The organism is Humibacillus sp. DSM 29435 (assembly GCF_001758225.1).
In the GTDB taxonomy this organism is placed as follows: Bacteria; Actinomycetota; Actinomycetes; order Actinomycetales; family Dermatophilaceae; genus DSM-29435.
The window spans coordinates 25,428-50,309 of sequence record NZ_MAST01000005.1; the positions used below are offsets into that span (position 1 = coordinate 25,428).

20 protein-coding genes and 1 tRNA gene are annotated in these 24,882 nt (G+C 68.8%); 2 read left to right on the forward strand and 19 right to left on the reverse strand.

Annotated elements, in window-relative coordinates; all coding sequences use genetic code 11:
- Positions 1 to 62 precede the first annotated feature (62 nt).
- Entirely contained in the window at positions 63 to 257 is a 195-nt protein-coding gene (locus BA895_RS04850) for a hypothetical protein (RefSeq protein ID WP_070190778.1), read from the forward strand.
- A 47-nt stretch (positions 258 to 304) separates the two neighbouring features.
- Here the strand turns inward: BA895_RS04850 and polA are convergent, their stop codons facing one another.
- A complete protein-coding gene (gene polA, locus BA895_RS04855; protein WP_070190779.1) occupies positions 305 to 2,977 on the reverse strand; it encodes a DNA polymerase I in 2,673 nt (890 codons plus the stop codon).
- Positions 2,978 to 3,047: 70 nt separating this feature from the next.
- Between polA and BA895_RS04860 the strand changes: the two genes are divergently transcribed.
- A complete protein-coding gene (locus BA895_RS04860; protein WP_083282997.1) occupies positions 3,048 to 3,470 on the forward strand; it encodes a hotdog fold thioesterase in 423 nt (140 codons plus the stop codon).
- 21 nt (positions 3,471 to 3,491) lie between these two features.
- Here BA895_RS04860 and BA895_RS04865 read toward each other — a convergent pair whose 3' ends face one another.
- The 18 genes from BA895_RS04865 to BA895_RS04950 form a co-directional block, all read right to left on the reverse strand.
- Positions 3,492 to 4,112: a GNAT family N-acetyltransferase gene (locus BA895_RS04865; protein ID WP_070190780.1), complete on the reverse strand. Its 621-nt coding sequence runs from the start codon at positions 4,110 to 4,112 to the stop codon at positions 3,492 to 3,494.
- A gap of 196 nt (positions 4,113 to 4,308) precedes the next feature.
- Positions 4,309 to 5,031: an ABC transporter ATP-binding protein gene (locus BA895_RS04870; RefSeq protein ID WP_070190781.1), complete on the reverse strand. Its 723-nt coding sequence runs from the start codon at positions 5,029 to 5,031 to the stop codon at positions 4,309 to 4,311.
- Positions 5,021 to 5,902, reverse strand: a complete 882-nt coding sequence (locus BA895_RS04875; protein WP_083282981.1) for an ABC transporter ATP-binding protein — start codon at positions 5,900 to 5,902, stop codon at positions 5,021 to 5,023. Before BA895_RS04875 ends, BA895_RS04870 begins: the two co-directional genes overlap by 11 nt.
- On the reverse strand, positions 5,895 to 7,034 hold the full coding sequence (locus BA895_RS04880) for a branched-chain amino acid ABC transporter permease (protein WP_070190782.1): 1,140 nt from the start codon (positions 7,032 to 7,034) through the stop codon (positions 5,895 to 5,897). Before BA895_RS04880 ends, BA895_RS04875 begins: the two co-directional genes overlap by 8 nt.
- Entirely contained in the window at positions 7,031 to 8,020 is a 990-nt protein-coding gene (locus BA895_RS04885) for a branched-chain amino acid ABC transporter permease (protein ID WP_070190783.1), read from the reverse strand. Before BA895_RS04885 ends, BA895_RS04880 begins: the two co-directional genes overlap by 4 nt.
- A gap of 107 nt (positions 8,021 to 8,127) precedes the next feature.
- On the reverse strand, positions 8,128 to 9,273 hold the full coding sequence (locus BA895_RS04890) for a branched-chain amino acid ABC transporter substrate-binding protein (RefSeq protein ID WP_254666323.1): 1,146 nt from the start codon (positions 9,271 to 9,273) through the stop codon (positions 8,128 to 8,130).
- A 185-nt stretch (positions 9,274 to 9,458) separates the two neighbouring features.
- Positions 9,459 to 10,127 (reverse strand): response regulator, encoded by a 669-nt coding sequence (locus tag BA895_RS04895; protein ID WP_083282982.1) that lies wholly within the window; start codon positions 10,125 to 10,127, stop codon positions 9,459 to 9,461.
- A 67-nt stretch (positions 10,128 to 10,194) separates the two neighbouring features.
- Positions 10,195 to 10,277 (reverse strand) — tRNA-Leu (locus tag BA895_RS04900).
- A gap of 93 nt (positions 10,278 to 10,370) precedes the next feature.
- On the reverse strand, positions 10,371 to 11,828 hold the full coding sequence (gene pyk / locus BA895_RS04905) for a pyruvate kinase (RefSeq protein WP_070190785.1): 1,458 nt from the start codon (positions 11,826 to 11,828) through the stop codon (positions 10,371 to 10,373).
- An 87-nt stretch (positions 11,829 to 11,915) separates the two neighbouring features.
- Positions 11,916 to 13,373 (reverse strand): glutamate synthase subunit beta, encoded by a 1,458-nt coding sequence (locus tag BA895_RS04910; protein WP_070190786.1) that lies wholly within the window; start codon positions 13,371 to 13,373, stop codon positions 11,916 to 11,918.
- Entirely contained in the window at positions 13,366 to 17,919 is a 4,554-nt protein-coding gene (gene gltB, locus BA895_RS04915; protein ID WP_070190787.1) for a glutamate synthase large subunit, read from the reverse strand. Before gltB ends, BA895_RS04910 begins: the two co-directional genes overlap by 8 nt.
- 179 nt (positions 17,920 to 18,098) lie before the next feature.
- On the reverse strand, positions 18,099 to 19,160 hold the full coding sequence (gene lgt, locus BA895_RS04920; RefSeq protein ID WP_070190788.1) for a prolipoprotein diacylglyceryl transferase: 1,062 nt from the start codon (positions 19,158 to 19,160) through the stop codon (positions 18,099 to 18,101).
- Positions 19,157 to 19,957 carry a tryptophan synthase subunit alpha gene (trpA, locus tag BA895_RS04925; protein WP_070190789.1) on the reverse strand — a complete coding sequence of 267 codons (801 nt, stop codon included), beginning with the start codon at positions 19,955 to 19,957 and terminating at the stop codon, positions 19,157 to 19,159. Before trpA ends, lgt begins: the two co-directional genes overlap by 4 nt.
- Positions 19,954 to 21,333 (reverse strand): tryptophan synthase subunit beta, encoded by a 1,380-nt coding sequence (gene trpB / locus BA895_RS04930; protein WP_254666324.1) that lies wholly within the window; start codon positions 21,331 to 21,333, stop codon positions 19,954 to 19,956. Before trpB ends, trpA begins: the two co-directional genes overlap by 4 nt.
- Positions 21,330 to 22,154, reverse strand: coding sequence for an indole-3-glycerol phosphate synthase TrpC (gene trpC, locus BA895_RS04935; protein ID WP_070190790.1), 825 nt, complete (start codon positions 22,152 to 22,154; stop codon positions 21,330 to 21,332). The genes trpB and trpC overlap by 4 nt, the downstream gene beginning before the upstream one ends.
- Positions 22,155 to 22,159: 5 nt before the next feature.
- Positions 22,160 to 22,429, reverse strand: a complete 270-nt coding sequence (locus BA895_RS04940) for an HGxxPAAW family protein (RefSeq protein WP_070190855.1) — start codon at positions 22,427 to 22,429, stop codon at positions 22,160 to 22,162.
- Positions 22,430 to 22,485: 56 nt separating this feature from the next.
- Positions 22,486 to 23,196 carry a Trp biosynthesis-associated membrane protein gene (locus BA895_RS04945; protein WP_083282984.1) on the reverse strand — a complete coding sequence of 237 codons (711 nt, stop codon included), beginning with the start codon at positions 23,194 to 23,196 and terminating at the stop codon, positions 22,486 to 22,488.
- The gene (locus tag BA895_RS04950) at positions 23,193 to 24,767 is read right to left on the reverse strand and encodes an anthranilate synthase component I (RefSeq protein WP_070190791.1); all 1,575 of its coding nucleotides are present in this window, start codon (positions 24,765 to 24,767) and stop codon (positions 23,193 to 23,195) included. Before BA895_RS04950 ends, BA895_RS04945 begins: the two co-directional genes overlap by 4 nt.
- Positions 24,768 to 24,882 lie beyond the last annotated feature (115 nt).

The window sequence follows — 24,882 nt, forward strand, 5'->3', positions numbered from 1 at the left end:
CGAGCGCTTTTCGGCGGAGACGGGTCTACGCTGAGAGGGTGCTGCCTGGCAAGGAGACTCCGATGAACGTGACACGCTCCCCGTTCTTCCTTTCAACCGTGCTCTTTCTCGGCGGTGCCCTCAGTTTTCAGTTCGACGACAGCGGTGTGGCGTGGTCGTGGTCTGGTCGAGCGTGGATCGGGGCCGTCCTGCTGCTCTGCTCTGGCGTGTTCGCGATCCTGCTGTTCAGGAGCACGCGCAGAAGCGCTCGCGCGTAGAACCGCCGCAGCGCCCCGGCGCTCCGGCGTAAGACGACGACATGAGATCAGTGGGCAGCGTCGTGCCAGGAGTGGCCGACGCCGACACTGACGTCGAGGGGCACATCCATCGGCGCCGCTGAACCCATCTGCTCGCGCACGATTGCCTCGACCTGCTCACGCTCCCCCGCAGCGATCTCGAGCACGAGCTCGTCGTGCACCTGCAGCAGCACGCGGGAACGAGCCTGCGCCTCGACGAGCGCCCGGTCGACCCCGATCATGGCGACCTTCATGATGTCGGCCGCCGACCCCTGGATCGGTGCGTTCAGCGCCATCCGCTCGGCCATGTCGCGACGCTGCCGGTTGTCGGAGGTGAGGTCGGGCAGGTAGCGGCGCCGCCCGAACATCGTCGCCGTGTACCCGGTGCCACGCGCTTCGGTGACGACGTCGTGCAGGTACTCGCTGACCCCACCGAACCGCTGGAAGTAGCCGTCCATGAGGCCCCGGGCCTCCTCGGTGGTGATGGTGAGCTGCTTGGAGAGCCCGAACGCCGACAGGCCGTAGGCCAGGCCGTAAGACATCGCCTTCACCTTGGAGCGCATCTCGGACGTCACCCCGTCGGGCTCGACCCCGAAGACCTGCGAGCCCACGAACTTGTGGAGGTCCTCGCCGGTGCGGAACGCGGTGATGAGGCCCTCGTCGCCCGACAGGTGCGCCATGACACGCATCTCGATCTGCGAGTAGTCGGCCGACATCAGCGACTCGAACCCGTCACCGACGACGAACAGCTCGCGGATGCGGCGTCCTTCCTCGGTGCGGATCGGCACGTTCTGCAGGTTGGGGTCGGTCGAGCTGAGCCGGCCGGTCGCGGCGATCGTCTGCAGGTAGGTGGTGTGGATGCGGCCGTCGTCGGCGACAGACTTCTGCAGGCCCTCGACCGTGACCCGCAACCGGGCGGCGTCACGGTGACGAAGCAGCGCCTCGAGGAACGGGTGCTCGGTCTTGGTGTAGAGGTCGGCCAGCGCGTCGGCGTCGGTGGTCCAGCCGGTCTTGGTCTTCTTCGTCTTCGGCATGCCGAGCGTCTCGAAGAGCACGACCTGCAGCTGCTTCGGCGAACCGAGGTTGATCTGCTCGCCACCGATGGCCTCGTAGGCGTCGGCCTGGGCCGTGGCGACCTTGGCCGCGAAGTCCTTCTCGAGCTCGTCGAGACCCTCGTCGTCGACGGCGATGCCGGTGCGCTCCATGCGGGCGAGAACATCGATGAGGGGCAGCTCGACGTCGGCGAGCAGCTCGGCCCCTCCGGTGGCGGCCACCTGCTCGTCGAGGGCGACGGCCAGGGCGCGCACGGCCGTCGCCCGCACCATCTCGTACTCGGCGGCTTTCTCGTCGGCGTCGCCGTCGAGGTCGAGCATGCCCTGCCCGGAGTCGTCGGTGGCGACCAGCTCACGCTGGAGGTTGCGCAGAACGAGGTCGTCGAGGTGGTACGTGCGGTTGTCGGGCTTGACGAGATACGCCGCCAGCTGGGTGTCACTCGTCAGCCCGCGCAGCGCCCACCCTCGCGAGGCGAGGGCCTGCATCGGCCCCTTCGCGTCGTGCATCGCCTTGGGCCGTTCAGGGTCGGCCAGCCAGTGCCCGACCGAGGCCTCTCCCTCCGGGGTCAGGGTCGTGAGGTCGACCCAGGCGGCCGACCCGTCAGGCGCGGCGATCGCGAGGCCGGTCGCGTCACCGGTGCCCCGGGCCCAGGTGCCGATCACCGACACGCCGGCCCGCTCGCCCGGCACGAGGTGCGCGCCGACCCAGGCGGGAACGGCATCCGGGCTCACGACCTCGCCGTCGAGGTCGAAGCCCTGGTCGGCCTCGGGCGCGGCGGCCTCGACCGACTCGAACAGGCGGTCTCTCAGCACGCGGAACTCGAGCCCGTCGAAGACGGTGTGCACGTCGTCGCGGCTCCACTGTGACCGCTCGAGCTCGGGCACGGTGAGACCGACCGGGGTGTCCTTGACCAGCTGGTTGAGGCGGCGGTTGCGCAGCACGTTGTCGAGGTGCTCGCGCAACGACTCGCCGGCCTTGCCCTTGATCTGGCCGATCGCGGCCACGATGCCGTCAAGGTCACCGAACTGGTTGATCCACTTGGCCGCCGTCTTCGGCCCGACGCCGGGAACGCCCGGCAGGTTGTCGGAGGTCTCGCCGACCATCGCGGCGAGGTCGCTGTAGCGGGTCGGGGGCACACCGTACTTCTCCTCGATGGCGGCCGGCGACATACGCCACACCTCAGAGACACCACGCACGGGGTAGAGCACCGTGACCTTCTCGGAGACCAGCTGGAAGGTGTCGCGGTCACCCGAGCAGATCAGCACGTCGAGGCCCTGCTCCTCGGCCTGCGTGGCGAAGGTGGCGATGATGTCGTCGGCCTCGTAGCCGGGCAGCTCGACGTACTTGATGCGCAGGGCATCGAGCACCTCGTGCATGAGCGAGACCTGGCCCTGAAACTCGTCGGGCGACTTGGCCCGGCCCGCCTTGTACTCGGCGTAGACCTCGGTGCGAAAGGTCTGTCGCGAGAGGTCGAAGGCGACGACGACATGCGAAGGCTCTTCGTCGCGAAGCATGTTGATCAGCATTGAGGTGAAGCCGTACACGGCGTTCGTGTGCTGACCCGTCGTGGTCGAGAAGTTCTCTACCGGCAGAGCGAAGAAGGCGCGGTAGGCCAGCGAGTGTCCGTCGAGGATCAGTAGTCGGCTCACAAGCGGCAGCCTAGTGTCCGCCGCCGACACCACGAACCGTCCTCTCGACCCGTCGGCCTACGATCGGGCCATGACGCAGATGAGCACCGACCTCGACACCATGAACGCCGAGATGAGCCACACGTTGCTCGGACGCATGGGGATCACGGTCACCGAGGCCACCCCCGAACGGCTCGTGGCCACGATGCCGGTGGAGGGCAACACCCAGCCGTACGGGCTGCTCCACGGTGGCGCCAGCGTGGTGCTCGCGGAGACGCTCGGCTCGATCGGCGCGCAGCTGCACGCCGGACCCGACCGCGTCGCTGTCGGCCTCGACATCAACGCCACCCACCATCGGGCCGCCCGATCCGGCACCGTCACCGGCACGGCCACGGTCTTGAGCGCCGGCCGCACCCTCGTCAGCTACGACGTCGTGGTGACCGACGAGGCCGGCAAGCGAGTCTGCACGTCGCGGATCACCTGCCTGTTGCGGGACGCACCCCCGGGAGCATGACGCGGACCTGCCGCGCTCGGCTCAGCCGGCGATCTGAGGGGGCTGGGTGGGCAGCTGTCGCGAACCCGCCCGGCTGGCCGTTCGGGCCGCCTTCGTTCGCATGTCACGTCGCCGCTGCAACACCTGGTCGAGCGAGTACCGCTGACCGCGAGGCTCCCCCGACAGCTTGCGCTGCAAGGTGGCGGTCGACGTGACGCGCCGAACCGTCTCGGGCGCGAAGCCGAGCCGCGCAAAGAACCGGTTGGCCTCACGGTTCTGCGCCGGCACGGCGCTCGCGAGGTGTTCTGCGCCCTGCCGGTCGGCGTGACGGCCCGCAGCGCCCAGCAGGGCCTTGCCGACCCCGGTGCGGCGCAGCTCAGGATGGACGAAGAGCATGTCGATCGAGACGCACGGGGAGTTGACGAGCAGGCTGCGGGTGGAGTCGGCCAGCACGACGTACCCCGCGGCACGGTCGTCGACGAAGGCGATGAAGGCGTAGATGTCGTTTCGCTGCAAGGCGGTGCGCAGGGTGCCGTCGAGGGCAAGACGCTGAGCCGCCTCGGGGGTGGTCCCCGCCTCGATCCGGTGGGTGATCCACAGTTCGATGAACTGTGAATGGAGGTCGACGTCGACCTGCCGCACCGAGATCACTGTTCGACCCATCGTTCCTCCAACATGTATGGCCCCGAGGTCACCCGACTGACACTACGGGTAACTAAGGGGTAGCGGAACCCGTTCGCGCCTTCGTGTGGACGGGCACCACCACTGCATCACCACGGGCCTGGTGGACGCGTCGGTCGTAGGCTGATCGCCCGCGTCACGACTGACCCGGGTTTGCCGGGAATGTCGGGTCAGGGGATCAGACGTCGCCGCCGAGGTAGGCCGCCTTGACGGCAGGATCAGCGGCGAGCGCCTTGCCGGTGCCCTCGCGCACGATCTCTCCGGTCTCGAGAATGTAGGCGCGATGACTGCGCTTGAGGGCCTGGGCAGCGTTCTGCTCGACGAGCAGCACCGTGGTGCCCTGGCTGTTGATCTCGGTGACGATGTCGAAGATCTGCTGGATGAGCTTGGGCGCCAGTCCCATCGACGGCTCGTCGAGCAACAGAAGCTTCGGCTTTGCCATCAGCGCGCGGCCCATGGCGAGCATCTGCTGCTCACCGCCGGACATCGAGCCCGCGGCCTGGTTGGTGCGCTCCTTCAGCCGTGGGAACAGCTCGAAGACGCGGTCGAGGTCGTCCTTGATCGTGGCCTTGTTCTTGCGGTCGGGGCGGGCGTAGGTGCCCATCTCGAGGTTCTCCATGACCGACATACCGACGAAGCAGCCGCGGCCCTCAGGCGACTGCGAGATGCCGAGCACGGGGCGCTCGTGCGAGGGCATGTCGGTGATGTCCTGCCCGTCGAAGGTCACCGTGCCGGCCCGCACCGGCCGCAGGCCCGAGATGGTCTTCATGGTCGTCGTCTTGCCGGCGCCGTTCGCCCCGATCAGGGTGACGATCTCGCCTTCCTCGACCGTGAAGCTGATGTCGCGGATCGCCTCGATGCGTCCGTAGTTGACGCACAGGCCCTTGACCTCAAGAAGCATCTTCTTCGTCCACTCCCAGGTAGGCGGCGATGACCGCCGGATTGTCACGAATCTCCGCCGGAGCACCCTCGGCGATCTTGCGGCCGAACTCCAGCACGACGATGCGGTCGGTCACCCCCATGACCAGCTTCATGTCGTGCTCGATGAGGAGCACGGTGTAGCCCTGGTCGCGAATGCTGCGGATCAGCTGCATCAGCCGGATCTTCTCGGCCGGGTTGAAGCCGGCCGCCGGCTCGTCGAGGCAGAGCAGCGACGGGTTGGTGGCCAGGGCCCGGGCGATTTCGAGCCGTCGCTGGTCGCCGTAGGGAAGGTTGCGGGCCAGCTCGTCGGCCCTGCGGTCGAGGCCCATGAACCGAAGCAGCTCGTGGGCTCGCCGGTAGCCGGTGTCCTCTTCGGAGCGGTGCTTCGGCAGCCGGAACATGGCCGAGATGACCCCGGTGGTGTGGTGGGCGTCGACCCCCACCATGACGTTCTCGAGGGCGGTCATGTTGGCGAAGAGCCGGATGTTCTGGAAGGTGCGGGCGATGCCGAGCTTGGTGATCGCGAACTTCTTGCGCCGGCCCAGCGCAGTGCCGAGGAAGCGCACCCCGCCGGACGTTGGCTGGTAGACCCCCGTCATTACGTTGAAACAGGTGGTCTTGCCCGCGCCGTTCGGGCCGATGAGCCCGAGGATCTCACCTTTGCGAATGTCGAAGCTCACCCCGTCGAGGGCGACCACGCCCCCAAAACGCAAGGTCACGTCATCGACCTCCAACAGCTTCTCGCCGTCGGCGATCGTGGGGCCGCCGAGGTCGAGCGGGGTGATGTCGACCTCGGTGTGGATGATGCCCTCGGCCTCGGGCTCCGGCATGTTCATCGTCGGCTCAGGCATCGGGCAACCCTTCCTCGAGCACTTGCTCTCGTTCGTCGGCTCGTTTGACTCGGCGCGTGCGGCCCGGGGGCAGGATGCCTTGGGGCCGGAAGATCGCCAGGACCATCAGGGCCAGCCCGAAGACGAGCACCCGGAAGTCGGCGAACTCCCGGAACCGCTCAGGGAAGTAGCTGACCACGATCGCGCCGAGAATGACACCGACACGGTTGCCGGCCCCACCGACGACGACGGCGGCGATGAAAAGGATCGAGAGCAGCAGCTGGAAGCTGTCGGGCGAGATGAAGCCGGCCTTGCCGGCGAACAGGGCCCCCGACAACCCTCCGATCGCAGCCCCGAGGGAGAAGGCGAGCAGCTTGAACCGGAAGGTGGGCACCCCCATCAGCTCGGCGGCATCCTCGTCCTCGCGCGTGGCCTCCCACGCACGACCCACTCTGCTGTTCTTGACCAGGATGTCGAAAACGAGCACCAGCACGATGATGACGAGGGCGAGCCAGTAGTACGGAACGAAGTCGCCGATGCCGAACTTGAGGAACGTCGTCGTGTTATCGAGGTCAACGACGGGCGTGCCGTTGCTCCAGTCAAGACTCGGCACTTCGAACAGCTCGATGCCGGGTGGGCGGGGGATGTCGGTGATACCGCGGGCGCCGCCCAGCCACTGACTGTTGACCAGCGTCAGTCGGACGATCTCGCCGAAGCCGAGCGTCACGATGGCCAGGTAGTCACCGCGCACCCGCAGGGTCGGAGCGCCGAGAATGACCCCGGAGATCATGGCCACGACGATGGCGATGGGCACCGCCACCAACCACGGCAGCGAGGCGTGAGCCGAGCTGAGCACCCCGACCACATAGGCCCCGATGGCGTAGAAGCCGACGTAGCCGAGGTCGAGCAGGCCGGCGTAGCCGACCACGATGTTGAGGCCCAGTGCGACGAGCACGTACGTCGCGACAGTGAAGAGCACGCCGCCGAAGTCAGAGTCTTCGGTGGTGATGAACGGGATGTTGAGCAGCGGGAGGGCGAACAGGAAGACCGCGAACAGCGCCCAGAGCACTATCTTCACGGGCTTGGGCAGTCCGGCGACCCGATCCTTGAAGTCGAGGCGCGGCTTGCGGGTCTGGGCAGTCGAGGTGCTCATGCACGGGCCTTTCCGAGGGACTCACCGAGCAGACCCGTGGGCCGGAACAACAAGATGACGATAAGCAGCAGGAAGGAGACGACATCCTTCCACTGCGTGCCGACGATCGCGGAGCCGTAGTTCTCGGCGAGACCGAGCACGAAGCCGCCGAGCAGGGCCCCGCGCAGGTTGCCGATACCGCCCAGCACCGCTGCCGTGAAGGCCTTGACGCCGAGGATGAAGCCGACGTCGTAACGGGTGATCCCGATCTTGAGCAGGTAGAACACCGCCGCCGCACCCGCCATCACCCCACCGACGAGGAAGGTGACGCGAATGACCCGGTCGCGGTTGACGCCCATCAGGGCAGCAGCCTCAGGGTCCATCGCGACGGCCCGGATGCCGCGCCCGAGGCGAGAGCGGCTGACGAACTGGTCGAGCACGATCATCATCGCGATAGCCCCCACGATGACGAAGATGTCGACGTTGGTGACCTCGTAACCGAAGAGGTTGAACACTCCCTGAGGTTTGATGATCGTGGGCAACGGCACGTTGTTGCGCGAGTTGCTCACGTAGTCACGAAGCGTGTCGTCGAGGCCGAACCAGCGGGCGATCTTCTCGCGCAGACCCATCGCCTCCGAGAGCACGAACGAGGCTCCGATGGCCGAGATCAGGGCAATCAGAGGCGGGGCGTTGCGTTTACGGAGCGGGCGATACGCCACGCGTTCGATGACGACGGCAACGAACCCCGACATGAGCATCGCGGCCACGAACATCATGGCGACCCAGAAGATCACCTGCCCGGTCGAGCCAGAGACGTTGCCCCCGAGAATCATCACCACCCAGACGGCCGCGAAAGAGCCGTACATGAACACTTCTGAGTGCGCGAAGTTGATCAGCCGCAGCACTCCGTAGACGAAGGTGTAGCCGAGGGCGATCAGGGCATAGACGGCGCCGATGGCGAGGCCGGTAATCGTCAACGCTGCGAAGTTGTCGATCAGAAACTGCATCCAAGGCCTCCTGGGCCGGGCGACGGGGGATCAGGCGGTGCTGTACCCAGCGACAGGGGTGGTCGGGGCACCCTGGCCCCGACCACCCCTGTCGCTGACGGTCTGTTCTACTTGATCTCTCCGATGGAGACGATCTTGCCGTTCTCGACCTTGTAGGCGAAGACCTTGATCTCGGACGACTCGCCCTTGTCGTCGAACTTCAGCTGCTTGGTCACGCCCTTCTTGTCGAAGCTCTTGACGTAGTCGAGCATCGACTTGCGGTCCTTGCCCTCACCGATGCCGTCGAGCAGGATCGTCGCGGCGTCGTAGCCCTCACCCGAGTAGGTGTTCGGGTCTTCCTTGAACTTGGCCTTGTAGGCCGTCTGGAACTCAGGCGCGACGTCCGGCGGCACGCACGGGCAGGTGATGATGGTGCCTTCGGCAGCCGACCCGGCGTTCTTGAGGTACGACGCGTCTTTCACACCGTCAGCCACCACGTAGGTGCCCTTGAAGCCGGCGTCTCGCAGCTGCTTGATCATGGGGGCGGCTTCGGGTGAGTAGCCACCGAAGAACACCGCGTCGGCGCCCGAGGCGGTCACCTTCGTGACGGTGGCCGAGAAGTCGGTCTGCTTCGTCTGGATCGTGTCGGTGCCGACCACACTGGCGCCGAGGTCCTGGCGCACCGTATCGGCCAGGCCCTTGCCGTACTCGGTCGCGTCGTCGATGACGAACGGCTTGGTCGACTTGAGGGTGTCCTTGATGTACTTCGCCGCGGCCGGGCCCTGGGTGGCGTCGTTGCCGAGCACCCGGAAGAAGGTCTTCCAGCCGTTGGTGGAAAGGGTCGTGGCCGTCGCCGACGGCGTGATGGCTACCATGCCGGCTTCGTTGAACAGCGGGTCGGCGGCCTTGGACTCGCCGGAGAAGGCCGGCCCGACGAGGCCGACGACCTTCTTGTCGTCGATCGCCTTCTTGGCCAGGGCGGGGGCCTGCGTGGGGTCGCCCTGCGAGTCGTAGTTCTCGAGGGTCACCTTGCAGTCGGCGTGCTTGGCGTTGTAGTCGTCGAGCGCCAGGTTGACGCCGTTCTGGATGTAGATACCCAGGTTGGCGTTCGGGCCGGTGAGGGCGCCGAACATGCCGATCTTCTGGTCACAGACCTTGGCGGCACCACCGCTGGCTCCGGCGGCCGGTGTCGTGTCGCCGCCCTTGGTGCCGCAGGCACCCAGGGCGAGGGCTGCGACCGCGAACGGCACAGCAAGCTTGAGGGTGGAACGCACGGGTGTCCTCCTGATGTCACACATCCCTCGGTCGAGGGCTGAGTCGGAGACTAGGCCACGGGAGGCCCGTACAACAGCAAAAACTGCGTCGGTGACCGTGTCGTGACCTAGTTCTTACCAGAACGACGTATCAAGGGCCGCATACGCGACACCGAGCCGGGGTTCAGACCGACCCGTTTGCGCCCTCAGCGGGAGGGCAGACCGTTGATGACGGCCTCGGCCACTTCCTTCATGCCCAGGCGCCGATCCATCGCCGTCTTCTGGATCCAGCGGAACGCGTCGGCCTCGTTGAGCTTGAGCTGGCTCATCAGCACGCCCTTGGCGCGGTCGACGAGCTTGCGCGTCTCGAGCCGCTCGCCCAGGTCGGCGATCTCGGACTCGAGGGCCTTGAGCTCCTGCCAGCGCGAGTGGGCGATGTCGATGGCCGGTCGCAGGTCGTCGGCGGTGAAGGGTTTGACGACGTAGGCCATGACGCCGGCGTCACGGGCGCGCTCGACGAGCTCGGTCTGTGAGAAAGCGGTCAGCATGATGACCGGGCACTGCTTCGTCTCGTGCAGCTGCTCGGCGGCCGAGAGGCCGTCGAGGATCGGCATCTTGACGTCCATGATGACGAGGTCGGGCTTCAGCTCCTTGGCCAGAGCCACCGCCTGCTCACCGTTGCTCGCCTGCCCCACGACGTCGTAGCCGAGCTCGCCGAGCATCTCGACGAGGTCGAGCCGAATCAGCGTCTCGTCCTCGGCGACAAGGATGCGCGTAGCCCCCGGTGTGGGCGCTTCCACCTCGGCAGCAAGGTGCGTGCTCGCATTGGTCTCGGCCGAAGGCGTCGATGCCGTTGTCGTCTCGTCGGTGCTCACGGGCCAAGACTAGCGGGATCACCGTTTCCGGCACGTTTCGGGCTCGTCAACGGGCGACCGAGATCGGTGCCGAGGGCGGGACTCGAACCCGCACGGCCTTTCGGCCAGAGCATTTTGAGTGCTCCGTGTCTGCCATTCCACCACCCCGGCAGGAGTGCCGCGCCAGCATACCTACCCGAGCCCGAAAGCTCAGAACGCGCCTCTCCACCCGTAGAGAGCTCGGTCGATCCTCAGACCTTGGCCTCAGCCGGTGACCTCTTCGGGACGGTAGGCCGGCGCCGCCCGGTTCACGGCATCCCCCATGCGGTGCACCCGCAACGCGTTCGTCGAACCGGGCAGCCCGGGAGGCGAACCCGCGACGATCATGACGAGGTCGCCCTCCACCGATCGACCCTCGGGCAGCAGCTTGACGTCGACCTGGATGGCGAACTGGTCGGTGTGGTGCATGCGCGGCACCAGGAAGGTCTCGATGCCCCACACGAGGGCCAGACGTGAGCGGGTGCGCGGGTCGGAGGTGAAGACGAGCATCGGCAGCCGCGGCCGCACGCGCGCCATCCGCTGCGCCGAGTCGCCGGTCTCGCTGAACACGATGAGAAACTTCGCCCCGATGGTCTCGCCGACCTCGACCGCGGCCTTGGTGACTGCGCCGCCGACCGTGGACGGCTTCGCGGTGAGGCGCGCGATGAGGTCGTAGCCGTGCTCCTCGGTGCTCTCGATGATGCGCGCCATCGTCTGCACCGTCTGGATCGGCCAAGCCCCCACCGACGTCTCTCCCGAGAGCATCAGCGCGTCGGCGCCGTCGAGAACGGCGTTGGCGGCATCCGAGGCCTCGGCGCGGGTGGGCCGCGCGTTCTCGATCATCGACTCGAGCACCTGCGTGGCCACGATGACCGGCTTGGCGTTGCGACGGGCCATCTCGATAGCCCGCTTCTGCACGAGCGGCACCTCCTCGAGCGGCATCTCGACCCCGAGGTCGCCGCGGGCCACCATGATTCCGTCGAAGGCCAGCACGATCTCGAGCAGGTTGGCGACGGCCTGCGGCTTCTCGATCTTGGCGATGACCGGTACCCGCGTGCCGAACTCGTCCATGATGGCGTGCACGTCGTCGATGTCTGCGGCGTTGCGCACGAACGACAACGCGATCATGTCGGCGCCGAGCTTCATGGCGAAACGCAGGTCGTCGATGTCCTTCTCGGACAGGGCAGGCACGCTCACGGCGACGCCCGGCAGGTTGATGCCCTTGTTGTTCGACACGACGCCGCCGATGACGGTCTCGGTGACGACGTCAGTCTCGGTCACGTCGACAGCACGCAGCATGACCTTTCCGTCGTCGATGAGCAGCACGTCTCCGGGGCGCACATCACCGGGCAGACCAGCGTAGGTGGTGCCGACCTCGGTCTCGTCTCCGTCGACATCTCGGGTCGTGATGATGAACCGCTGCCCGGCAGCGAGCGTGATCGGGCCGCCTCGAAACCTCGCGGTGCGGATCTTCGGCCCCTGCAGGTCGACGAGGATGCCCACCGCGCGACCCGACTCGTCACTGGCGCGGCGCACGTCGTTGTAGACCTGCTCATGAACGGCGTGCTCGCCGTGCGAGAGGTTGAGACGGGCGACGTCCATACCCGCATCGACCAGCCCCTTCAGCTGTTCGTAGGAGGAGGTCTGGGGTCCGATCGTGCAGACGATCTTGGCTCGACGCATGCTTCAACCTTAGGTCTCGTGTGATGGCAGTCACCCACCGGCCTCGGTCAGGCCACGGCAGGCAACCGGCCTGGTGGGTAGTCGGGTTCAGACCGTGAGCGGACGGTCGGTGGGGCCGATCGGCCGCGGCAGCGAGCTCGACCCGGTGAGCCAGGCGTCGACCCCCGCCGCCGCGGCGCGGCCTTCGGCGATGGCCCAGACGATGAGCGACTGACCCCGGCCCACGTCGCCGGCGACGAACACCCCGGGCACGCTCGACATGAAGCTCTGGTCGCGCCGCACGTTGCTGCGCTCGTCGAGCTCGACCCCGAGCTGTTCGACGACTCCCGGCCCCTCCGGCCCGAGGAAGCCCATCGCGAAGAGCACGAGCTGAGCGGGGATGACCCGTTCGGTGCCCTCCTTGCCACTCGGTCGCCCGTCGACGAGCTCGACCTCGGTGATGCGCAGGGCCGCCACGTGGCCGTCGTCGTCGCCGACGAACTCGGTCGTGCTCACGGCATAGAGCCGCTCGCCGCCCTCCTCGTGGGCGCTCGCGACGCGGTAGAGCATCGGGTAGGTGGGCCACGGCTGGCTCCCCGGCCGGTCCTCCCCCGGCTGCGGCATGATCTCGAGGCTGGTCACCGAGCGGGCGCCCTGGCGATGTGAGGTGCCGAGGCAGTCGGCCCCGGTGTCGCCGCCGCCGATGATGACGACGTCCTTGCCCGTGGCGAGAATCTGGTTCTCGACCTCCTGCCCGAGCGCAGCCCGGTTGCCCTGCGGCAAGAACTCCATCGCCTGGTGGATGCCGCTCAGCTCGCGACCGGGGGCCGCGAGGTCGCGAGGCACGGTGGAGCCGAGCGCCAGCACCACCGCGTCGTAGCGGTCGCGCAGCTGACGGCCGGTGACGTCAGCGCCCACGTTGACACCGGTGCGGAACCGGGTTCCCTCGGCCTTCATCTGGTCGAGCCGCCGGTCGAGCACGGCCTTCTCCATCTTGAACTCCGGGATGCCGTAGCGCAGCAGCCCGCCGGGTCGGTCGGCCCGCTCGAAGACGGCGACGGTGTGCCCGGCGCGGGTCAGCTGCTGAGCCGCCGCCAGACCGGCCGGACCGGACCCGACGACGGCCACCGTCTTGCCCGAGAGCCGTTCGGGTGGCAGGGGTTTGACGAGGCCGTTCGCAAACGCCCGGTCGATGGTCGTGACCTCGATCTGCTTGATCGTGACGGCCGGCTGGTTGATGCCGAGCACGCACGCGGTCTCACACGGAGCCGGGCACAGCCGGCCGGTGAACTCCGGGAAGTTGTTCGTGGCGTGCAACCGCTCGATGGCGTCCTCCCAGTCGCCCTTCCAGGCGTGGGTGTTCCATTCGGGGATGAGGTTGCCCAGGGGGCAGCCGGCGTGACAGAACGGGATGCCGCAGTCCATGCAGCGACCAGCCTGGCGCTGCAGCTCGGTGACCTGCTGCTCCTCGTAGACCTCTTTCCAGTCCCTGATGCGCACGGGTACCGGCCTGCGCGCCGGGAGCTCGCGCTTTCGGGTGTTGAGAAAGCCTTGGGGATCAGCCACGGGAAGCCTCCATGATCCGGTTCCACACCACGGTGCCGTCGGGGTCGAGCCCCTCCTGCTCTGCCTGGGCCCGCACGTCGAGCACCCGCTGGTAGATGCGAGGCAGCACGAGCGTGAAGCGTTCGCGCGCTGACTCCCAGTCGGCCAGCAGGGCGCCGGCCACCGATGAGTCGGTCCACCTGACGTGCGCCTCGAGCAGCTGCCGCAGGGCGGTCTCGTCGTCGGGTCGCAGGCCCGAGAGGTCGACCATCTCGGTGTTGACGCGCTCAGGTCGCAGGTCGAGCACGTAGGCCACGCCCCCCGACATCCCGGCCGCGAAGTTGCGACCGACGGGGCCGAGCACGACGGCCGTGCCGCCGGTCATGTACTCGCAGCCGTGGTCGCCGACCCCTTCGACGACGGCGCTGGCTCCGGAGTTGCGCACGCAGAACCGTTCACCGACCAGGCCTCGCAGGAACAGCTCGCCTGCCGTGGCGCCGTAGCCGATGACGTTGCCGGCGATGACGTTCTTCTCGGCGACGAGACGCGCCAGATGGTGAGGACGAACGGTCACGCGCCCGCCGGACAGACCCTTGCCGACGTAGTCGTTGGCGTCACCCTCGAGCCGGAGCGTGACACCGGCGGGAAGGAAGGCGCCGAACGACTGACCACCGGAGCCCGTCATCGACACCTCGATGGTGTTGTCGGCCAGTCCGTCGGGGTGGGCCTTGGTGACGTGGTGCCCAAGCATGGTGCCGACGGTGCGGTTGACGTTGCGCACGGCGATCTCGGTTCGCACCGGCTCGCCGCTCTCGATGGCCGGCAGCGCCCGTGTGAGCAGCTCATTGTCGAGAGCCTTCTCGAGCGCGTGGTCCTGCCCGGTCGACTGGTAGAGCGTGCCGCCGGTGGGGTTGTCGGCCACGGTGAGGATGGGTGACAGGTCGAGCCCGGACGCCTTCCAGTGCGCAATGGCCTTCTCGAGGTCGAGGCTGTCGACCTGCCCTACGGCATCCTGGATGGAGCGGAAGCCCATGGCGGCCAGGTGCTCACGAACCTCCTCCGCGATGTACTCGAAGAAGGTCTCGACGAACTCGGGCCGACCCGAGAACCGCGCCCGCAGCTCGGGGTTCTGGGTGGCGATACCGACGGGGCAGGTGTCGAGGTGGCAGACCCGCATCATGATGCAGCCCGACACCACGAGAGGGGCGGTGGCGAAGCCGAACTCCTCCGCGCCGAGCAGGGCGGCCACGACGACGTCACGCCCGGTCTTCAGCTGGCCGTCGACCTGCACCACGATGCGGTCGCGCAGACCGTTGAGCACGAGGGTCTGCTGCGCCTCGGCCAGCCCGAGCTCCCAGGGGGCTCCGGCGTGCTTGAGCGAGGTCAGCGGTGAGGCCCCGGTGCCGCCGTCGTGACCCGAGATGAGCACGACGTCGGCGTGCGCCTTGGACACGCCGGCCGCCACGGTGCCGACCCCGACCTCGGAGACGAGCTTGACGTGGATGCGAGCCGCCGGGTTGGCGTTCTTGAGGTCGTGGATCAGCTGGGCGAGATCTTCGATGGAGTAGATGTCGTGGTGCGGCGGCGGCGAGATGAGCCCGACCCCAGGTGTCGAGTGACGGGTCTTCGCCACCCACGGGTACACCTTGTGACCGGGCAGCTGGCCGCCCTCGCCGGGCTTGGCCCCCTGCGCCATCTTGATCTGGATGTCGTCGGAGTGCGTGAGGTAGAGACTCGTCACCCCGAAGCGGCCCGACGCGACCTGCTTGACGGCAGAACGCCGTTCGGGGTCGAGCAGCCGGTCTCGGTCTTCGCCGCCCTCGCCCGTGTTCGAGCGCGCGCCGAGGTGGTTCATGGCGACCGCGAGCGTCTCGTGGGCCTCCTGAGAGATCGAGCCGTAGCTCATTGCCCCGGTGCTGAAGCGCCGAACGATCTCGCTGACCGGTTCGACCTCGTCGATCGGCACTGGGAGCCGGCCCGTCACTCCGGTGGCCTTGAAGCCCATGAGCCCCCGCAGCGTCATCAGGCGCGAGGTCTGGTCGTCGATGCGCTGGGTGTACTGCTTGAACACGTCGTAGCGGCGCGCCCGGGTGGAGTGCTGCAGACGGAAGACCGTGTCGGGGTCGAACAGGTGCGGCTCACCCTCGCGGCGCCACTGGTACTCGCCGCCGACGTCGAGCACGCGGTGCGGCTGCTGCACCCCTTCGGGAGGGTAGGCCCTCGCGTGGCGTTCGAACGTCTCGCGGGCGATCACGTCGAGCCCGACGCCGCCGAGCTGCGAGACGGTGCCGGTGAAGTAGGTGTCGACCAGGTCCTGTGAGAGCCCGATGGCCTCGAACACCTGCGCCCCACGGTAGGAGGCGACGGTGGAGATGCCCATCTTCGACATCACCTTCAGCACCCCCTTGCCGAGGGCCTTGATGAGGTTGGCCACGGCCTTCTCGGGCTCGACCCCCTCGATCTGACCCGAGCGCACGAGGTCTTCGACACTCTCCATGGCGAGGTAGGGGTTGACCGCGGCCGCCCCGAAGCCGATGAGCAGCGCCGCGTGGTGCACCTCGCGCACGTCGCCGGCCTCGACGAGCAGCCCCACCTGGGTACGCGTCTTCTCGCGGATGAGGTGGTGGTGCACGGCTGCGGTCAGCAGCAGCGACGGGATGGGGGCAAGATCACGCCCGGAGTCGCGGTCGGAGAGCACGACGAAGCGCGCACCGCGCCGGATGGCCTGGCTCACCTCGGCGAAGATCTCGTCGAGGCGCTCACGCATGGCTTGCGCGCCGCCGGTGACATCGTAGAGGCCGCGCACGACGTGCGTGGCGTAACCGGGCAGGTCTCCGTCGGCGTTGATGTGCACGATCTTGGCCAGCTCGTCGTTGTCGAGCACGGGGAAGTCGAGCACGAGCTGACGGGCGTGCGCCGGAGAGGCGGACAGCACATTGCCCTCGGGGCCCATGAAGGTGCCGAGCGAGGTGACCAGCTCTTCGCGGATGGCATCGAGCGGGGGGTTGGTGACCTGCGCGAAGAGCTGGGTGAAGTAGTCGAAGAGCAGCCGGGGGCGCGTGGAGAGCACGGCGATCGGGGTGTCGGTGCCCATGGAGCCGAGCGCCTCGGCGCCGGCCTTGGCCATCGGCGTGAGCAGGATGCGCAGGTCTTCGGTGGTGTAGCCGAAGGTCTGTTGGCGTCGCACCACCGAGGAGGCCGTGTGCACGATGTGCTCGCGCTCGGGAAGGTTTTCGAGCCGGATCAGGCCGGCGTGCAGCCAGTCTCGGTAGGGCTTCGCGGCCGCGAGCTGGGTCTTGATCTCCTCGTCGCCGACGATGCGCCCGTGCTCGGTGTCGACGAGGAACATCTTTCCGGGTTGGAGGCGCCCACGCTGCACGACGGATGCCGGGTCGAGCTCGAGCACCCCCGACTCCGACGCCAGCACGACCAGCCCGTCGTCGGTGACCGAGTACCGGCCGGGGCGCAGGCCGTTGCGGTCGAGCACCGCCCCGACCAGCGTGCCGTCGGTGAACACGACGTTGGCGGGGCCGTCCCAGGGCTCCATGAAGGTCGAGTGGAACTCGTAGAACGCCCGACGGGCCGGGTCCATCGTCTCGTGGTTCTCCCAGGCCTCGGGAATCATCATGAGCACGGCGTGGGGCAGTGAGCGACCGCCGAGGTGCAGCAGCTCGAGCACCTCGTCGAAGCTGGCTGAGTCGCTCGCCTCGGGGGTGCAGATGGGGAAGAGCCGCTCGAGGTCGCCCGGGATGATGTCGGAGGTGATGAGGCTCTCGCGGGCGCTCATCCAGTTGCGGTTGCCCTTGACCGTGTTGATCTCGCCGTTGTGCGCGATCAGGCGGTACGGGTGCGCGAGCGGCCACGACGGAAAGGTGTTCGTCGAGAAGCGGGAGTGCACGAGGGCGAGCTCGGTGGCGTAGAGGGGGTCGGACAGGTCGGGAAAGAAGGGCTCGAGCTGACCGGTGGTCAGCATGCCCTTGTAGACGATGGTGCGCGAGCTGAGCGAGGCGAAGTAGACCTCGGCCTCCCGCTCGGCCCGCTTGCGCAGGCAGAAGGCCAGCCGGTCGAGACCGAGCGCGACCTGGCGGCCGATGGCGCTTCGGACGAAGAGCTGCTCGAAGGCAGGCATGCAGGCGCGCGCGGCCGCCCCGATCAGCTCAGCGTCGACGGGCACCTCGCGCCAACCGAGCACCTTGAGGTTCTCGGAGACGGCGATCGTCTCGATGCGGGTCTTGGCGGCAGCCCGCTCGTCGGGATCGGTCGGCAGGAAGGCGATACCCGCGGCGTACGCTCCACTGTTCGGCAGGGCGAAGGGCACGTTGGCCGCGAAGAACTCGTCAGGGATCTGCGTGAGGATGCCGGCCCCGTCACCAACATGCGGGTCTGCGCCGGTGGCACCTCGGTGGTCGAGGTTGCGCAGCGCGGTCAGGGCGTGGTCGACGATGTCGTGGCCCGCCGTGCCCCGCATCGTCGCGATGAGGGCGACCCCGCAGGCGTCGTGCTCGAACTCTCGACGATAGAGGCCGGAGTTCTCCGGATGGGCGCTGAATCGGGTGTGCGGCGACATCTTCACCGTCCTTGCTGATGGGGCCGTTGAGGCTCCCTGACGAAGGGCGTGTGGGCAGCACTGACCACAGGCGTTGACGACATTTTATCCGAGGGCAGCCTCGTCCTACCTGTTGATACGGCGGATTCCGAGATGTGAGACGTCACGCTCAGACCGTGCCCGTCACCGGCGCTGGAGCGCTACGAGCTGGGGGCCCGCTCCGGGCGCGACGAGGCGCTGTCGTCAGGGCTGTCGTCAGCGCTGTCGTGAGGGTGGTCGTCAAGGTGGTCGCCGGCCTCGGCGTCATCGCCCTGCTCCACCTCGTCAGACTCGTCAGCGACCGCCGGGCCGGGCCGAGACTCGCCGGCCGGCTCGGGCACCGGGACGGGAGCCATCCGGGCGAAGCGGAACCACATCCACACCCCGAAGAGGAAGACCAGGATCGAGACCCAGGTATTGACCCGCTGGCCGAGAATGTAGTTCGCCGAGTCGCTGCGCATGTTCTCGATGACGATGCGCCCGACCGGGTAGCCCATGACGTACCCGGCGAAGACCTGCCCCGGCTTGAGGCTGAACCGGCGACCGAGCCAGAGCAGCACGGCCGCGAGCAGGAGGCACCACAGGGCCTCATAGAGGAAGGTGGGGTGGAAGTAGCCCTTGACGATGGGGTTGCCTGCGCTGTCGAGCAGGGCCCGGCCGGCGGAGGGGTCCCAGTCGTAGATCTTCAGCTTCCACGGCAGGTCGGTCGGGGCGCCGTAGATCTCGTTGTTGAACCAGTTGCCGAAGCGGCCCATCGCTTGGGCAATGGCCAGGCCGGGGGCTGCGGCGTCGACGAAGTCGCGAAAGCTCACGTCGTTCTTGCGGCAGCCGATCCACGCTCCGACGGCCCCGAGCATGACGGCGCCCCAGATGCCGAGGCCGCCCTCGTAGATGGCGAAGGCCCGCCAGGGGTGGCCACCCTCGCCGAAGTAGGGCTGTGGCGTGGTGATCAGGTGGTAGATCCGCCCGCCGACGATCCCGAACGGGACGGCCCAGGCGGAGATGTCGATGGCGATGCCGGGCCGGTAGCCACGGCGGGTGAGCCGGCGCCCGGTGAGCCAGACCGCGACGACGATGCCGGCGAGAATGCAGAGTGCGTAGCCGCGGATCGGTAGCGGTCCCAGGTGCCAGACCCCCACCGACGGCGACGGGATCTCGGCGGGGAGCGCGGCCGTCAGGTTCGACAACGCCGTCGAGAGGGGGATGCCGCTGAGCGCGCTCACGACCGGCCCCGGCGGACCCCGGCGGCGAGGTCACGAGCCAGGGCTCCCAGGGCCACGAGCCCCTCGTCGGGGGTGGACGCCTCGGTGAGGCAGCGCACCAGCGCCGACCCGACGATGACGCCGTCGGCGTAGCGTCCGACCTCCGCGGCCTGGTCGCCGGTCGACACGCCCACCCCGACACAGACCGGGAGGTCGGTGTGCTCGCGCGTACGCGAGACGAGCGCAGCGGCGGCCTCCCCGACGCTCGCACGGGCGCCGGTGACGCCCATCACCGCGGTGGCGTAGACGAAGCCCCGGCACTGCGCCGTGACGGCCGCCAGCCGTTCGGCCGTCGAGCTGGGCGCGACGAGGAAGACCTTGTCGAGATCGTGGCTGTCAGCGGCCGAGATCCAGTCACCGGCCTCGTCAGGGATCAGGTCAGGGGTGATCAGCCCGGCGCCCCCGGCCGCCGCGAGGTCGGCGGCGAACCGCTCGACGCCGTAGCGCAGCACCGGGTTCCAGTAGGTCATGACGAGGGCGCCGGCCCCCGCGCCGGAGACCGCCTCGGCGGCGGTGAAGATGTCGGAGAGGTGCACGCCGCCCGCGAGCGCCCGCACGGCAGCATCCTGGATGACCGGGCCGTCCATGACGGGATCGCTGTAGGGCACGCCGATCTCGACGATGTCGACGCCGGCGTCGATGAGCACCCGCATGGCCGCGATCGAGCCCTCGACGCTCGGGAAGCCGACGGGCAGGTAGCCGATGAGGGCCGCACGGCCCTCCTCGCGGCACTTCGCCAGAACGGGGGCGATGCTCATTGCTGCTCCCCCAGGCCCTTGGCGTCACGGTTGCCCGGCAATCGCTCGGCTCCCGCCGCGGTGTGCTCAGCGGTGTGCTCAGCGGTGTGCTCAGCATGTTCGGTGTCGTTGCTGTCGCTGCTGTCGCTGCTGTCGATGAGCCCGAACCACTCGGCGGCGGTGTGCACGTCCTTGTCACCTCGACCGGAGAGGTTGACGAGGATGACGGCCTCGGGCCCGAGCTCGCGGCCGAGCTTCATGGCCCCCGCGAGCGCGTGCGCGCTCTCGATGGCGGGCAGGATGCCCTCGGTGCGCGACAGCAGCGAGAAGGCCTCCATCGCCTCGACGTCGGTGATCGGCCGGTACTCGGCCCGTCCCGACTCGAGCAGGAAGGCATGCTCGGGGCCGACGCTGGGGTAGTCGAGCCCCGCGGAGACGCTGTGCGAGTCGATGGTCTGGCCGTCGGTGTCCTGCATGACGTAGGTGAACGCGCCGTGGAGCACTCCCGGGATGCCGGTGGCGAACCGCGCCGCGTGTTCGCCGGTCTCGACGCCCGCTCCCCCGGCCTCGAAGCCGACCAGGCGCACCGACGTGTCGTCGAGAAAACGGTGGAAGATGCCCATGGCGTTGGATCCTCCACCGACGCAGGCACACACGACGTCGGGGAGGCGCCCGACGAGGTCGAGCACCTGCTGGCGGGCCTCGACCCCGATGATGCGGTGGAAGTCGCGGACCATCTCGGGGAAGGGGTGCGGGCCGGTCACCGTGCCCAGCACGTAGTGGGTGGTCGCGACGTTCGCGACCCAGTCGCGGAAGGCCTCGTTGACGGCATCCTTGAGCGTTTTGCTGCCGTGGTCGACGGGAACCACCTCGGCGCCGAGCAACCGCATTCTTGCCACGTTGAGCGCCTGGCGCTCGGTGTCCTTGCGCCCCATGTAGACGATGCACTCGAGGCCGAGCAGGGCGGCAGCGGTGGCCGTGGCCACCCCGTGCTGGCCGGCCCCGGTCTCGGCGATGACCCTGGTCTTGCCCATCCGCTTGGTGAGCAGGGCCTGCCCGAGCACGTTGTTGATCTTGTGTGAACCGGTGTGGTTGAGGTCTTCACGCTTGAGGATGATGCGGGCCCCGCCACAGTGCTCGGCGAAGCGCGGCACCTCGGTGATGATGCTGGGCCGGCCCGTGTAGGTCTTGTGCAGCCGTTCAAGCTCACCGATGAACTCGGGGTCGACGCACGCCTTGCGCCAGACCTCCTCGAGCTGTTCGAGAGCCGGGATGAGGGCTTCGGGCACGTAGCGTCCGCCGAACGCGCCGAACCGCCCGCGCGGCAGGTCGGGGCTCCCCGACAATGTGGTCGGCGGCGGCGTGGGGACGGGGGTCGGGCGGGGTTTCGCGGTCATGCTCGGGCAGCTCCGGAGGTGGTTCGGGTGACGGCGGCCGCGGCCGCGATGAACGATCGGATGGCATCGGCAGGGTCGCCGTGACGAACCAGGGCCTCGCCGACGAGCACGGCGCCGGCGCCGGCTTGGACGTACCTAGCGACGTCGGCCGGGCCGGTGACTCCCGACTCGGCGACGGCGACGACCTCGGGGGGCACCCGCGGCAGCAGGTCGGTGACGGTGCGTGGGTCGACCTCGAGGGTCTTGAGGTTGCGCGCGTTGACGCCGACCAGCACGGGCCGCAGAGCCAGGGCGCGGTCGAGCTCGGCCGCGTCGTGCACCTCCACGAGGCAGGTCATGCCCAGGCCGGTCGCCTGGTCGTGCAGGTCACGCAGCTGGGCGTCGCCCAGGGCGGCCACGATGAGGAGCACCAGATCGGCGCCGTGCACGCGGGCCTCGGTCACCTGGTAGCCGTCGACGATGAAGTCTTTGCGCAGCAACGGAGTTGAGACTGCGGCTCGTACGGTGTCGAGGTCGGCGAGGCTACCGCCGAACCGGCGCTGCTCGGTCAGCACACTGATGGCGGCGGCTCCCCCGTCGGCGTAGGCGCGAGCCAGGTCGCCCGGCGCCGGGATGGCCGCCAGGGCGCCCTTGCTCGGGCTCGACCGCTTGACCTCGGCGATCACCGCGACGCCATCGGCGTGCCGGATGCCGGGCATCGGGTCGAGCGCAGGGGGCGCCTGAGACACCAGCGACTCCAGAGCTGCTGAGGGTAGGGCGGCACGACGAACGGCGAGATCCTCGCGAACGCCAACGATGATCCCGTCGAGAACCGTGGCCATCAGGCTCAGCTCTTGCCGCGGGTCTCGGCGCCCACCTCGTCGGGGGCGTCGACCAGGCCACCGGCCTGGGCGTGGTGCCCGTCGCTGCCGTAGCCGGCCATGGACATCAGCTTGCCGGTGACCGCCCCGGCGATGATGACGACGGCGGCGACTGCCCCGAGCCACAGGCTGGGGATGAGGGTCGCCACCGATCCGATGAGCGACCCCAGCAACATGATGCCGACAGCGGTCCAGGCCGCCGTGCTGTGCCCGTGGTTCTCGTCGTGGTCTGCCATGAGGTCCTCCATCGTCAGCTCGGCGCCGCGTGCTGGCCTGCCGAGACTTCATTGTGTCAGGTCGGGCCGGGCCCGTCTCGCAGGGTGGGGTCGCCACCCTCGCTCAGCTCGTCCCACGCAGTTCGCACCTGCCCGCGAGGGCCCTTGGGCGCCATGGCACCGGTGCTGCCCGAGGCGTCGCCATCAGGCTGAGGCGCTCGCTCGTAACGGCTCGAGAGCCCCGCCCAGGAGCGGCTCGAGACGCCGGCCGACACGGCCCCGACAGCGAGCAGCCCCGCCATCACGACGGCGAGCCAGGCCCAGACCGTCGTGGTGGCCACTGCCTCTGGCGCCGTGGTGCGTGCGAGCTGACGGGCGGCCGCCTCCGCCACGGTCCCGACCGGCGCCACCGCCACCGCCACCGTGAGCACGAGCGTGCCGACGGCGGCCAGCACCAGCACCCCGGCCGACACGGCCCGGATCACCGGGCCCCCGGTCATCATCGCGAGGAGCGCCACGATCGTCACGAGTGCGACCCCGACCGTGCCCGGTGCTGCCGTGCTGCCGCTCACCTCGATGACGCCGGAGGTCAGCACGTCACGGGCCCGGCCCGAAGCCCAGGGCAAGGTGGTGAGCCCGAGCAGCACCGCGGCGGGGAGAAGCACGACGAGCGCAGCCCCCCGCTTGCCGAGGTGCCTGCGTGCTGGTGAGGCGGGTGACCGAACGGCATCCTGGTGCCGCGCGGGCTCCGGCTGGCGGTCGGGCGTCTCGCCGGCGCCGGCACTCATGGGTTCACCGGCCGCAGCCCGGCGGCGGCGGCCACCGCGCGCAGGGCAGCGGCTGCCTTGTTGACCGTCTCCTCGAACTCCAGGTGCGGCACCGAGTCGGCAACGATGCCGGCGCCGGCCTGCACGTGCGCACGACCGTCCTTGATCAGGGCGGTGCGGATGGCGATGGCCAGGTCGAGGTCTCCGGCGAAGTCGAGGTAGCCCACCACCCCGCCATAGAGGCCACGGCGCAGGTTCTCGTAGCCGTCGATCAGGGCCATGGCTCGGGGCTTCGGCGCCCCCGAGAGCGTGCCCGCGGGGAAGGTGGCGACCAGCGCGTCGTAGGCGCTGGCTCCCGCCTTGAGGTCGCCGATCACGGTCGACTCGATGTGCATGATGTGGCTGTAGCGGCGGATCGACATGAAGTCGACCGTGTCGACGGTGCCGGCTTCGCAGATGCGCTGGAGGTCGTTGCGCGAGAGGTCGACCAGCATGAGGTGCTCGGCCCGCTCCTTGGCGTCGCCAATCAGCTCTTCGGCCAGGTGGGCGTCGTGGTCGGGGCTCTTGCCCCGCGGACGTGAGCCGGCGATCGGGTGCGTGATCGCCTGGCGCCCGGTCACCTTGATGAGGGCCTCCGGGCTCGAGCCGACGACGTCGTAGGCGCTGCCGTCGGGGTGCGGCAGGCGCAGCAGGTACATGTAGGGGCTCGGGTTGCTGACCCGCAGGGCGCGGTAGACGTCGAGGGCGCTGGCCCGGCAGGGAACGGTGAAGCGCTGCGACACGACGATCTGGAACGCCTCACCGGCGCGGATCGCCTCCTTGGCCGCCTCCACCATCTCCTCGAACTGCTCCTGGGAGTGGCTGCTCGACGGGGTCGTGGTGATCGGGTCGATCGTCGCCACCGTGCTCGGGGCCGGGGCTGCGAGCTCGCGCGTCATGCGGTCGAGGCGGCTCACGGCATCCGCCCAGGCCGCCTCGATGCGCTCGTCGGTGGCGTCGTGGTTGATCGCGTTCGCGACGAGCAGCAGCGAGCCGTCGGTGTGGTCGAAGACGGCGAGGTCGGTCGCGAGCATCATCGCGAGCTCGGGCAGGTCGAGCTCGTCGCGGCCCCCGTCGGGTACCGCTTCCCACCGCCGCACCGCGTCGTAGCTGATGGCGCCGACCATTCCCCCGGTGAGCGGCGGCAGCCCCCTGATCCGCTCGGTGGCGAGCGCGGCCACGGTGTCGCGCAGCGCCGTGGTCGGGTCACCTGCCGTCGGGACCCCGACCGGCGGCGTCCCGATCCAGTGGGCCTCTCCGTCGCGCTCGGTCAGGGTGGCGGCGCACCGTACCCCGACGATCGAGTACCGCGCCCAGATGCCCCCGTGCTCGGCCGACTCGAGCAGAAAGGTGCCCGGCTGCTCGCCGGCGAGCTTGCGGTACACCCCGACCGGGGTCTCCGCGTCGGCAAGCAGGCGGCGCACGACCGGGATGACCCGGCGGTGGTCGAGGGCGAGCTCGGTGAAGACCGCCAGGCTCGGCCAGGTCTGCCCCCAGGTGAGGTCTGCTTCGGGAGCCGGCGCAGCAGCGAGCGGGGCGGTCTGGTGTGGCACCCGCCCATTCTGTCCCACCCGGGCCGCGCACCGGTCCCCGTCCCTCCCCCCGGTCCCTCCCCCGCCACTTCCCCGAACGACTCGTTCGAGGGCGAACGTGCTGGCATGCCGGTGC

Excerpts from the sequence above, each read along its gene's own strand:
- BA895_RS04850 (WP_070190778.1), top strand. The coding sequence starts at position 63 with ATGAACGTGACACGCTCCCCGTTCTTCCTTTCAACCGTGCTCTTTCTC.
- BA895_RS04860 (WP_083282997.1), top strand. The coding sequence starts at position 3,048 with ATGACGCAGATGAGCACCGACCTCGACACCATGAACGCCGAGATGAGC.
- BA895_RS04865 (WP_070190780.1), bottom strand. The coding sequence starts at position 4,112 with ATGGGTCGAACAGTGATCTCGGTGCGGCAGGTCGACGTCGACCTCCAT.
- BA895_RS04870 (WP_070190781.1), bottom strand. The coding sequence starts at position 5,031 with ATGCTTCTTGAGGTCAAGGGCCTGTGCGTCAACTACGGACGCATCGAG.
- BA895_RS04875 (WP_083282981.1), bottom strand. The coding sequence starts at position 5,902 with ATGCCTGAGCCGACGATGAACATGCCGGAGCCCGAGGCCGAGGGCATC.
- BA895_RS04880 (WP_070190782.1), bottom strand. The coding sequence starts at position 7,034 with ATGAGCACCTCGACTGCCCAGACCCGCAAGCCGCGCCTCGACTTCAAG.
- BA895_RS04885 (WP_070190783.1), bottom strand. The coding sequence starts at position 8,020 with ATGCAGTTTCTGATCGACAACTTCGCAGCGTTGACGATTACCGGCCTC.
- pyk (WP_070190785.1), bottom strand. The coding sequence starts at position 11,828 with ATGCGTCGAGCCAAGATCGTCTGCACGATCGGACCCCAGACCTCCTCC.
- gltB (WP_070190787.1), bottom strand. The coding sequence starts at position 17,919 with ATGTCGCCGCACACCCGATTCAGCGCCCATCCGGAGAACTCCGGCCTC.
- trpA (WP_070190789.1), bottom strand. The coding sequence starts at position 19,957 with ATGAGCATCGCCCCCGTTCTGGCGAAGTGCCGCGAGGAGGGCCGTGCG.
- trpB (WP_254666324.1), bottom strand. The coding sequence starts at position 21,333 with ATGACCGCGAAACCCCGCCCGACCCCCGTCCCCACGCCGCCGCCGACC.
- trpC (WP_070190790.1), bottom strand. The coding sequence starts at position 22,154 with ATGGCCACGGTTCTCGACGGGATCATCGTTGGCGTTCGCGAGGATCTC.
- BA895_RS04940 (WP_070190855.1), bottom strand. The coding sequence starts at position 22,429 with ATGGCAGACCACGACGAGAACCACGGGCACAGCACGGCGGCCTGGACC.
- BA895_RS04945 (WP_083282984.1), bottom strand. The coding sequence starts at position 23,196 with ATGAGTGCCGGCGCCGGCGAGACGCCCGACCGCCAGCCGGAGCCCGCG.